The 11,915-nt window shown below is 35.2% G+C and carries 7 protein-coding genes and 1 pseudogene; 6 read left to right on the top strand and 2 right to left on the bottom strand.

Annotation, left to right across the window (positions count from 1 at the left end):
• Nucleotides 1-911, bottom strand: a 911-nt coding sequence (locus AB8P06_RS20325) for a cbb3-type cytochrome c oxidase subunit I (protein WP_369844437.1), incomplete at its 3' end; no start/stop codon positions are given.
• A 183-nt stretch (nt 912-1,094) separates the two neighbouring features.
• On the opposite strand from AB8P06_RS20325, the gene AB8P06_RS20330 reads away from it, so the two are divergent.
• Together AB8P06_RS20330 and AB8P06_RS20335 are read left to right on the top strand one after the other, a co-directional pair.
• The gene (locus tag AB8P06_RS20330) at nt 1,095-1,388 is read left to right on the top strand and encodes a helix-turn-helix domain-containing protein (protein ID WP_369844439.1); all 294 of its coding nucleotides are present in this window, start codon (nt 1,095-1,097) and stop codon (nt 1,386-1,388) included.
• 95 nt (nt 1,389-1,483) lie between these two features.
• Nucleotides 1,484-2,928 (top strand): annotated as a pseudogene (locus AB8P06_RS20335) (amino acid permease).
• Nucleotides 2,929-2,940: 12 nt separating this feature from the next.
• Here the strand turns inward: AB8P06_RS20335 and AB8P06_RS20340 are convergent.
• A complete protein-coding gene (locus tag AB8P06_RS20340; protein ID WP_369844441.1) occupies nt 2,941-4,104 on the bottom strand; it encodes an acyloxyacyl hydrolase in 1,164 nt (387 codons plus the stop codon).
• A gap of 343 nt (nt 4,105-4,447) precedes the next feature.
• Between AB8P06_RS20340 and AB8P06_RS20345 the strand changes: the two genes are divergently transcribed.
• The 4 genes from AB8P06_RS20345 to AB8P06_RS20360 form a co-directional block, all read left to right on the top strand.
• Nucleotides 4,448-5,773: a site-specific integrase gene (locus tag AB8P06_RS20345; RefSeq protein WP_369844443.1), complete on the top strand. Its 1,326-nt coding sequence runs from the start codon at nt 4,448-4,450 to the stop codon at nt 5,771-5,773.
• A gap of 231 nt (nt 5,774-6,004) precedes the next feature.
• Complete coding sequence (locus tag AB8P06_RS20350) at nt 6,005-7,189, top strand: NUMOD4 domain-containing protein (RefSeq protein ID WP_369844445.1); 1,185 nt, start codon at nt 6,005-6,007, stop codon at nt 7,187-7,189.
• 885 nt (nt 7,190-8,074) lie between these two features.
• Nucleotides 8,075-9,655 carry a T9SS type A sorting domain-containing protein gene (locus tag AB8P06_RS20355; protein WP_369844447.1) on the top strand — a complete coding sequence of 527 codons (1,581 nt, stop codon included), beginning with the start codon at nt 8,075-8,077 and terminating at the stop codon, nt 9,653-9,655.
• Between the two features lie 2 nt (nt 9,656-9,657).
• Nucleotides 9,658-11,915: hypothetical protein (locus AB8P06_RS20360; RefSeq protein ID WP_369844449.1), on the top strand; the 2,258-nt coding region annotated here is incomplete at its 3' end.

Here is an 11,915-nt window from a genome sequence, read left to right on the forward strand (position 1 = left end):
ATAAGCATGATTGAGAAACCTGTTCCCACAGCCTGTGCCCATGCAGGAAGTGCTGTATACTGAAGGTGGTGAGGACCGGCCCAAAGATAGACGAAGATCAGTGACCAGAAGTGGATAATAGACAGTTTATAAGAGAAAACCGGTCGCTGGGCAGCTTTAGGCATAAAATAATACATCAAACCTAAAACCGGAGTTGTCAATACGAATGCTACTGCATTGTGACCGTACCACCACTGTACAAGAGCATCTTTTACTCCCGCATATACTGAATAAGACTTCCAGCTGGTGAATGATAGCGGAACTTCTAAATTATTAAAGATATGAAGCATGGCTACTGCAATCCAGGTAGCGATATAGAACCAGATGGCTACATACAAGTGTCTTACTCTTCTTTTTGCAATCGTTCCGAACATATTGATCCCGAAAATAATCCATGAGAATGCGATCAGTATATCAATCGGCCATTCATGTTCTGCATATTCTTTGGAAGTATTGATTCCCAATAAAAAGGTGATAAACGTAGCAACGATCATAAGTTGCCATGTCCAGAAATGTAGCCAAGATAATGTATCACTGTACATTCTTGTTTTTAAGAGTCGCTGCATGCTGTAATAGGCACCACAGAAAAATGAATTACAGACGAAAGCAAAAATAACCGCACTGGTATGCAGCATTCTAATCCTGCCGAATCCCATTGCGCCCTGTGTATTAATTAATCCCTGAATGTTTCCGCTTCTCAGACTCTGGATAGTGGTATCATCAGTTCCGAATAAAAATTCAGGAAGTTCCGGGTAGAAAAGCATTAATGCTGCCGTAAGCCCTAGCAGAAAACCGATGAGTCCGAATACGATAGTAGCATAGAGGAATGCCCTGACAATAGAATTGTCATAATTAAATTTTTGCGTCTCCATAATCCAAAAGTGTTGTACCGAATGATATTATTTCTTTTTTAGAATAAAATTTTTAACCAAATCAGATGTTGAAATAAATATCATGTAACGTGTGTAATGTTTTGCCAAAGGTATTTATTAACTTTGTTAAAGGCTAGTAGGTCATCTTCTAAAATATACCGAAAACTACTAAAAGCAAACACAATGAAAGTATGTGGTCAAAACATCAGAAAAATCCGGAGAAGTAAAGACCTTACCCAGGAATATATGGCTTTTGAAATGGGGATTTCCCAGAAAGCATATTCGGATATTGAAAACTCCAAGGTGAAAATCAATCTGGATATCCTGACAAAGATTTCAGGGATTTTAGACATCAAACCGTCGGATATCTGCAGCATCTCGCATCAGTGCGGAATGAATGATTATGAAAATAAATACGGTGAGCTTATCAACTATATGAAACAAAATAATATTCCGATTCCGAAGGAGTATTTGTAAATTTTCTCTAATATTCAATCAGATAGGTTTTTAAATTCGCTTACTGCAGGGGATTTCTGCTAAGTTTTTATATATTTAGCAAATAATTCATCTCTATGAGCGACGAAAAAAAAACCGGACAAGAGACCTCATTGGTAAGAGGCCTGACTAATCGACATATTCAGTTAATTGCCCTTGGTGGTGCTATCGGAACGGGATTATTTCTCGGAATCGGTCCTGCTGCGGTTTTAGCAGGTCCGTCTGTTATTTTAGGATATGCTTTAGCAGGGATTATTGCTTTCTTTATTATGCGTCAGCTCGGTGAAATGGTCGTTCAGGAACCGGTATCCGGAAGCTTCAGTTATTTTGCCTATAAATATTGGGGGAATTTTCCCGGATTTGCTTCCGGCTGGAACTACTGGATTCTTTATATCCTGGTAAGTATGGCAGAGCTCACGGCAATTGGTCACTATATTCATTTCTGGTGGCCGGAAATCCCGCTCTGGGTTTCGAGTTTATTCTTTTTTATATTGATCAATGCGCTGAACTTGGCGTCTGTAAAAGTATACGGTGAGACCGAGTTTTGGTTTTCTATCATAAAAGTAGTGGCGATTGTCGCCATGATTATTTTCGGGATCTACCTGTTGATAAGCGGTACGGGAGGAGATAAAGCAAATATCCAGAATTTATGGAATGATGGCGGCTTTTTTCCAAAAGGATGGTTTAATAAAACGGAAAGCGGATATTCAGGCCTTTTTGCGGCCATGGCCATGATCATGTTTTCTTTTGGTGGCCTGGAACTCATCGGGATCACAGCGGCAGAAGCCAAAAGCCCGGAAAAAACAATCCCTAAAGCGACCAATCAGGTTATTTACAGGATTTTAATTTTCTACGTAGGAGCCTTGGTTATATTATTTTCCCTGAGTCCATGGAGAGAAATCACAGAAGGATCAAGCCCGTTTGTCATGGTGTTTCAGAATCTGAACGGATTTGAATTTAGCATTTTGGGGAAACGATTCAATTCAATTCATTAATTGCCAATGTCTTAAATCTGATTGTTTTAACGGCTGCCTTATCGGTGTACAACAGTAGTGTTTACAGTAACAGCAGAATGCTTTTCGGATTAGCCCAGCAGGGGAATGCTCCAATAGGTTTAATGAAACTGAACAAAAATCACGTACCTACCAATGCGATCATTGTGTCTTCCTGTTTCGCCGGGATCTGTATTATTATCAATAAAATAGTTCCTGAAAAAGCGTTTGAATACTTAATGGCTTTGGTGGTTTCCACATTGATCATCAATTGGCTGATGATATGTTATACCCATCTTAAATTCAGAAAAAGTAAAACAGATTCCGGTATCAAAACAAAGTTTCCTTCCATATTTTATCCAGTGTCCAATTATATCTGTATCCTGTTTTTACTGGCTATCTTAGTCTTAATGTGTCTTACGGGGATGGAGATCCAGGTGATCCTGATTCCGGTTTGGATAGCGTTCCTGTTTGTAATGTATAAGCTCTACAAACCCAATCAGTCCTTATTGCAGGATGAAGAAAAGTAGACATTAAATAACTTACTTTCTTTGTTTTTTAGAAAAAGTATAACCCAGTTTCCATTCCAGGTAGTTGGCAATATGGAGGTCATAAGCATTAATACCGAATGAAGCAAAAAGCCTGTCTGTGATTTGATATTGCAAAGCTATTCTCTGAAAAAATGCAGGAGTATCATATTTCCGTTCCTTTTTAAAGATATAGTAGCCTGCTCCGACATTAACATACAATTTGCCTATCATTAAACGATAGGTGGGTACAACACTGAATAGAAGCTGATTATTTGAAAAACGCTTCTTCTGATAAAGTGTACTGTCTGATACATACATGGTATGATTGTACTGCTCGTCCATCGTAATTCCAACGCCAAGGCCATAAGCCGATTTCGGAGAATATTGCCGCATATAGTGAGCTTCTGCACCATAAACGGAATAATTATAACCTTCATACAGCTTCAGCTCATCACGTTGCAGCCCTCTGTAGAAAATATTCTTCCGGCCTCCAAATACAGAAAATTCAAGGGTATTGTATTTTTTTGAATCAACAAAAACGGAGTCCGGTCTTTTTGGGATTACCCGCTCAGGGTAATAGACAAGGCTGAGCTGAGGAGCGACACTATTCAGGCCCTTATTCGGAAATTTCAAAGACCCGTTGGAAATATGGTTGAATTTCAGGTTGAGTCCCAGATCGAAATGTTTTCCCAGTTCATAATACATTCCTGTCCCGAGGCTGATAAACATATTGGTTTTTGAACCTACAGACGTATTGTAATATCCATGGTCTTCATCAAAAGGGTTGGAATTAAATGAGATCCCGAAATTTACATTATGGTACCATTTCAGTTTTCCCCATTGCCTGATCTTTGCATTGTAAATCCCGTAAATGGCAAAAGGACTTCCCATTTGTCTATTCTTAAGAAAATCGAAAGCAGAAACCCCGATTCCATACTGCGGATAATTATAAAGTTTTTCCCAGTCTTTTTTACCGTCAGTTTGTTTCAGAACCTGAAAGGAATAACCCATATATTGTCTGTCGGGATAATTTTGCAGGGGCTCGTTAGTAGCCAGTACTTTTCCATATTCAGTTCCTCCGTAAAATGTAAAAGAATTTTGTTTTAAATCCTCATGGACCTGTGATTTACAAAAAATAACAAACAAAATGAGAATGCACAGATAAAAATGTTTCAAAATAGATAATTAATTAAAGAAACGGCAAATTAAGTATTTATTTTAAAAAAGAGACATATCCTGAAATCAAATGTAATTAAAGACCGATTGGAAAATAAAAAACCACCCTTGGAAGGATGGTTTGTAGACCCATAGGGACTGTAAATACTTAATTGGTTGAAATCTATTTTATTTTTGTTTATTTTTAATCCATATTTAAATTGCTGATAATTAATATTTTATATTTTGTTTATGTTGTTTGGTAGTTAAATTGATTAAGATGAGTTTAAAATAAATTGACTTGATATTGACTAAAAATTGACTAAATGATTATATTTGTATTGTTCAAACTTAAAACATACAAATGGCAACGATAAAATTTATTATTCAGTCCAAGAAACCCAACTCAACAATTTATGTGAGATTTTCAGTAGGAGTAAACCAGGTGTATAAACGTAAAACCCGCGAAACGGTTAATCCCGAGAATTGGAACGCAAAAAAGGGTTCAATTATTCAAAGGACTGCATTAAACAAAGATGATTTACAGAAACAAAATGAACAGATAAGCATTTTAAATAAACTGGAAACATTTATTTTAGAACAGTACAGGAAAAGAACCGATACTGAAATTATCAATGGTGAATGGTTGGATGAAATTATTGAGGCTTATTATTCGGGTGGTCGGAAATTTGAGCAATTGGATTTTATCGGAAATTATTTGGAGCATTATAAAACAGAAATTTTGCCTTTTAGAAAATATAAAGGAAAACCAATAACAATAAGAACCAAACAAAAGCACCTTACCATTATAGAAAAGTTTCAGGACTTTTTAAAGACGGAAAAAAAGAGATTGAAAGTTTCGGATTATAATATTGCCGTAGGGAACAGGTTTGTTACTTTTTTACGAGGACAACATTTGAGTGATAATACTGTAGGCAAATATTTAAAGTATACCAAAACTATTTTTAAAGATGCTAAAATTGATAATATTCAGGTGAATGAGCAGTTAAGCGAAATACAGGGATTTACCACAGAAACCCCAACCCCTTACCTCAAAATAGAGGAACTTGAAAGAATACAAGAGTTGTTAATTGTTAATGAAAGACTGGAACAAACAAGGGACTGGCTGATTATCGGCTGTTATACCGGACAGAGGGCCTCTGATTTATTTAGAATGACACCGGAAAAAATAGTCAATATTAACGGAAAGGAGTTTATTAACCTAAGCCAAAAGAAAACAAAAACACCTGTTTTGGTTCCGATCCATACAGAAGTAAGAAAAGTCCTTGATAAAAGGGATGGAAATTTTCCTCCACAGTATTCAGCGAATTTGGAAAGCTCGAAAACTATTTTCAACAATAACCTGAAAAAAATCTGTAAGCTGGCAGGTATTGACCGTCAGGAATACGGAAGGGTTTATGATGAGGTTAAAAAGCATTATATATTTGGATATTACCCAATGCACGACCTGGCCTCCTCCCACATATGCCGGAGAACCTTTGCCACAATGTATTATTCTAAAATTCCTACCGCTATCATTATGAGCGTAACCGGACATAAAACCGAAACAGAATTTTTGGGTTATATTGGTATTGATAATAATACTTTATCGGAGCAGATGTATTCTTATTGGGAACAGTTAGACACCAAGGAAAGTAAAACCGATTTACAAATAAAAAATGTAAACTGATTTTGAAAATACATAAAATTTTGAAACCCAAACAAAACCCAAAATAACCCAATGGTTTATTTGGGTTTTTACGTATATTATCCTTTTGAGATGGTTTATTTGGTATATAATATCAATAATCAATTCCTCTAAAACAATCCTCTTTATAGGCAACCAACTTTGATATTAGCAAAATTCAACTTAAATTCAAGATAGAATTTTCAAGTAAAAATATAATCTTAAAAGGTGATTATGAAATCATTTTCAGAATTAGAAGATCAATACCTAAAGGATGTGCTTTATAATAAGTCACTGAAAAATCTTCCTGATGAAGAGTGGAAACCCATTGACGGTTTTGAGAACTATGAAATCTCCAACTATGGAAGAGTGAAGAGGTGTGAGCGTTTGTTTCGGTCTGCACTTGGTCATGAGTACATATTATCAGCATTGATTTTACAGCCTCTTTTCTCTAAAAGTTTTAATATTTATCTTCAAAGTTATACTTACAATGTACAATGTAGAATTTCACGGGAAGGCAAGGCCCATACAAAATCTTTAGGACGTTTGGTGTATTATCATTTTATTGAGAAATTCGATATGGATGACCGTACTGTTGTTATTGTAGCAAAAGATACCAATAGGTTTTATGTGCATTGCAGGAACCTGGAGAAAATTTCAGTGAGAGAAGAAAATATTAGAATGTACCAATCAGATAGGGCTAAAAATATACACACTATATATTCGCAGCCTGTCAGTCAATATAATGTTGAGGGTGTACTGGTTGCCCGATTTGAAAGTATTTATTCAGCGGGGAAAAAGCTTGGTATTTCCTGCGAAAGGATTATGGATGTAATTAATAAAGTTTTTTTGACGGCCGGAACATTTCGATGGTTTTTACAAAGTGATCCACCAGGAACAGAGGATTTTCAGGTAGAAGGAATAAAAACTACTTCGGGAAAATTATTTAATGAAACCCTATGGAAAAACCTTGGAAAACCCAGGATTAATAAAAGTAACCCACCTCCATGTATGAATCTATCAATAGGGGATCTTCCCGGAGAATATTGGAAGCCAATACCCATAATAGGTTTTGAAGACCAATATGTAATATCCAATAAAGGAAGAGTGAAACGCCTAAGCGGATGGAGTTCCATTGGGAAAAAAAAGCTTGTGAAAGAAAAGATTCTCTCACAAACTAATATCAATAGAAAAAATACACCTTACTATCTATATTGTGAGCTAAATAATGAGGGTAAGATTATTAGGGCAATCGTAGGACGATTACTTTATTATTGCTTTGTAGAACCTTTTGACCTAAATGATGAAACATTGATTGTAATGAATAGAAATGAGCCACGGTGGGATATGGATTTTTCAAAACTATCATTATGTTGTTCGTTATTGAAAAAAAATAGAATAGAGTTGGATGAGTATTAAAATTAACAAATGATCATGCATATCCTCTCTTACAGAATAAAAGCCATAAATTAATTATTATATTTGGGATAAATGTTCTGAAAAATATAATTATCGATCTTTGGGACTGACTTATTTTCCAACTAATTTAAATATTTCACTATTGCCGGGGATTAAATTGTCTTCGTAATTTTTTATTCCAAAGTTCCTTAAAAATTTAGGTTATCATCTATTCAAAAAATACCCTGAAAATGAGAACGTCAGCCGTCTATCTCCCTATCTGTCGCATATGTACAGGTAATGAAAGGATTTCAAATCTATATTCCCCTATCTTTCACACGTGAGAAACAGCTGTAAGTTTGCTTTCCCTTTAATAAATCCTTTTGCCGGGTTTCTTTATGCCTCCACGCATGTTGGGAATCCTGCCCCAATAGCAATTTTGTATGTTTATTTTCATGAGCAGTTGTGAAAATATTTATATATTAGCATCAATAATTTTAACGAAACAAAGCGTAAGCTGTTATTTAGGTTAGAGAAAACCGCTAATTTTCAGAAACAAACCTTAAAATGACAGGCTTACGCCCATGTATCCATACGGGCATGGGCGGGGTCTTTCTGGTTTGTTGGGTTCTTAGCGGTACCTCTCTAACGGATTGACCTTTGCTCCATGCCTTTCTCATTTTATCATATTGTACAAAGGCAAAAATTAAAATACGACATACTTTGTCGCTGTGTGAATATATCTTTGTTGTAATGAAAATAGATGATATTAAACTTTAAAAAAATGAAAATACAAAATCGTTCAGGATAAAAAATTCCCTAAAATCCTTATCCAAAATATGGGGATTTTACGGATTGTAAAAAACAAACAAATAGTATAAGTTCGCAACTTTAACAAAACAGAATATGAAAAAAAAATACTTAGGTGCATTATTCTTATGCACGGCCTTGGGCATATCGTATGCTCAGGATATTCATTGGCAGCGGGACGTTAAATCCTCGACCCAGGATTTTTTAAGCCAGGTCACCACAACCATAGACCAGCAGTATCTGATTACAGGAAGCAGTATTCACCCTTCGGCAAGCTCAGGGAGCAAGGACCAAAAACAAAACAATGGCTACGATTTCCATTTAATAAAACTTGATCAGCAAGGAGAACAGGTTTGGGAAAAATATTTCTCAGGAAAGAACCATGACTTTTTATCTGCAACTGTTACCACTGAAGAGGGAGGCAGCTTATTAGCAGGGACTTCTTATTCCGGGAAAGGACTGGATAAAAAAGAGGACTCCAAAGGGGGATCAGACCTCTGGTTGATCTGTTTAAACGAGTTTGGAGACGAAATCTGGCAGAAAACAATCGGGACTCAGGCAGATGAAGAAGCAAGATCAGTGATTCAGACTACAGATTTAGGTTTTTTTGTGGCTGGAAATGTTCAGAATTCGGCTAAAGGTTATGGCTCCAAAGATGTTTTAATTATAAGACTGGACAAAAATGGGAAGGAACTGTCACAAATTGTTTTAGGTGGAAAAGGACTGGATGAAGTTGAAAAAATGATCCCAACAAAAGACGGTGGAGCTTTACTGGGTGTTTATTCCAGAAGTAATACAGGAGGATCCAAAAAAACTGAAAACTATGGAGAAGGAGATTACTGGATCATAAAGCTCAGTAAAGACGGAAAAGTAGAATGGGAAAAGAATTTCGGTGGAAAAGGTGATGATCATTTAAGAACGTTGGCTTTAACATCTACAGGATATTTAATCGGCGGCGAATCAAGATCGGAAAGATCAGGAAATAAAACGGTTGGCATTGAAGAGGGAACAGATTTATGGCTGATCGCACTTAATGAAAGAGGTGAAGAAATCTGGCAGAAATCCTACAACTTTAAAAACAAGGATGTTTTAATGGGAATGAGTGTGATAAGCGGGAAGCAGGAAGATGGAAGCGGGAAGTCTAAAGGTATTCTTTTGGGCGGTTATACCCAGGCAGAAGGAAGAATAGAAAATGATGATGAAACGTTCTGGATGTTGTACCTGAATCAGGATGGTAATGAAGAGTGGAGAAAACATGTGAAAGGAGAATCAAGAAAAAGAGAGGAAAGACTTTCGGATATTAAACTAAACAAGGATGGCTCTATTATTTTAGCAGGAACCAGTGCCGAGGAATTAGGAAAAGAGAACTGGAAGATTGTAAAGCTGGGAGATAAGCAGATTGACCAGCTGATCGAAAAACAGGATATTAAGATTTATCCAAATCCTGTGACTGATTATGCTTATGTGGAAATAGGTTTTCCTTCGACAGGCTCAGGACAAGGTTTCAAAGAGGCTGAGATTGTGGTGTATGATATGGGTGGAAGACAGCTTCAGAGTTTGAAGACCAAGAATACGGTGACCAAGGTTAATACACAGGCACTTATTCAGGGAGCTTACCTTGTGGTGGTGAAAACTGATAATAATAAAACGGCGAATGCTAAATTGATTAAAAAATAACCATGAAGAATAAAAATTTATTAGGAATCATTTTTGCTCTTTTTCTTTTAGGAAATATATTGATCTCTGCACAAAGTGAAGTTTTCCAATATCAAAAAGAATCTTTTTCAAGAAATTATGAAACAGATTATTCCAAAGGAAAAACAAATGTTGGATTGCCTCTTTTGAGTGTACCAACGAGTAAACCGAATTTAAAAATAAATGTAGCCCTCGACTATAATACTGATAATGCTTCTGTACATGGAATGACGGGTGATGTGGGATTAGGATGGAATGTTACTTCCGGAGGGGTGATCACTAAATATTTATATTTAGGGCTGAATGATAACACTCAGAATGTATACCAATATAATTTCCCAGGAGGCGCAGGTCGATTTTATATCAAGTATGACACAAGTGGGGAAATTAAAGCTGTTGAAGATTATCCTTCTAAAAATAAAATCATTATTCAAAAACAATCTGATTCAATCTTTGCGTCCTTTAAAATAATTGATGGGAACGGATTTAAGTATATTTTTGACAAAAAAAATATCTCGTATCGATATGAATACTCAAATCCCCAATCATCCCCAATAGGGCATGGTGCAGGGATTTATCTTCCCGCCAAAAAAAAGTTATACAATAGTGCGTTTTATCTAACTAAAATTCTGGACGAAAAAGACAACATTATTGTTGACTATGAATACGATGTCAGTACAAAAACAATCACCACCGATGGGTTACAAATTGTAAGGAATAAATTAAATAAAATCAATATTGCGAATATTGGGAATATTACTTTTTCCTATTCGAAGCAACCATTAGAGGAATCTTCTACTTCAGACAATTATTTATTAAATGGTATAGTTTTAAAAAACAAAAGTAATCAGGTAATTAATCAATATTCTTTTGGTTATTCTACTTCAGTTTATACAGGAAGAAGGTTTTTATATGAAATTATTCAGAAGGATAAAAATAATAATGAACTAAACAAACACCAATTTTCTTATTATGCTCCAAACCTTATTTTAGATGATGATTTTTATGATAAATATGGTTATTTAAACAGTTTTGATGCCTGTCATATAGACTATGATAATTTCTATCATTTTAAAAGTATTAATCCAGCTAACTTTAGCACGGACTTCTTAAAATCAATTACATTTCCAACAGGAGGAAAAATAGAGTACGAATATGAACCCAATACTTTTGAAATTACGCCTTATTCAGTTACAGTAAATACTCCTGAAGAGAATTTTGCGGATTTTGAAGTTGATAAATTAGCTACAGTAGATTTTGACACGAAAATATCTAAACTATATCCCTTTACTATAAGCAACCCAGGTAATTATTCTAAATTTTTAATTAAAATCAATTATGACTACCCGGATCAATCTAATTATCCACATCCTAGTTATGAGTTTAATTGGAAAGTACAGAAGTCAAGTGTAGTAAGTGATACCATCAGCCGATCTAAATATATTAATTCTAATACCCTCGCAACATGTGATTTTGTGCATCAGTTGAATATTGGGAATAATACTAATTTCATTTTTAATGTTGGAGTTTATGTTTATGGTAAAGCAGAAGTTTTTGGTATCAAAAAACTCAGTAGAAATTACAGATATGCAAAAGGAGGTAGGATAAAAAAAATAAAAACCTATGAAAGTAATTCTTCATTACCAATAAAAGTATTGGGCTTTGATTATAATCTTTTTTCAGACCCTTCAAGGAGTAGTGGCGTTTCTTATTTGGATGTTCCGGAATATGATGTTCCTTACACTGGGCATATAACTTCTGAAGGGGATGATTTTAAAAATGATCAAGAGATGATTTTATATAAAAATGTAAAGGTTACTGATTCTTTAAAAAATGTTTCAATTAAATACACTTTCCTTACCCCAGACGAAATTGACCTTACTTACGGAACGAATCGCAATACCTCAGCATTTTCATTTGATTATAACAGTGTAATAAAAAAAATGGGATTGGTAAAAAAAACAGAGAAATATGATTCAGGTAACGTTCTGATAGAAACCTCTGAAACTTTAAATAATCTTGAATATGTTACCCATAGTAACATTGTTGATCCATGGAACCAGCCTTTAAAATTGCTATGGATGAAGTCTGTGAATAACACCAATCAGCTTAATGTTGGGAATTCAAATATTTTACAGTCCAGTGGGCAGAAATTTTTTGAGTCGGGAAATAACCTTTTAATCAAAGAAACATCAACAGATTTTACAGGCTCGGTTACAGAGTCAAATAGATATTATCCTAA

Source organism: Chryseobacterium tongliaonense, assembly GCF_041224435.1.
Lineage (GTDB): Bacteria > Bacteroidota > Bacteroidia > Flavobacteriales > Weeksellaceae > Chryseobacterium > Chryseobacterium tongliaoense.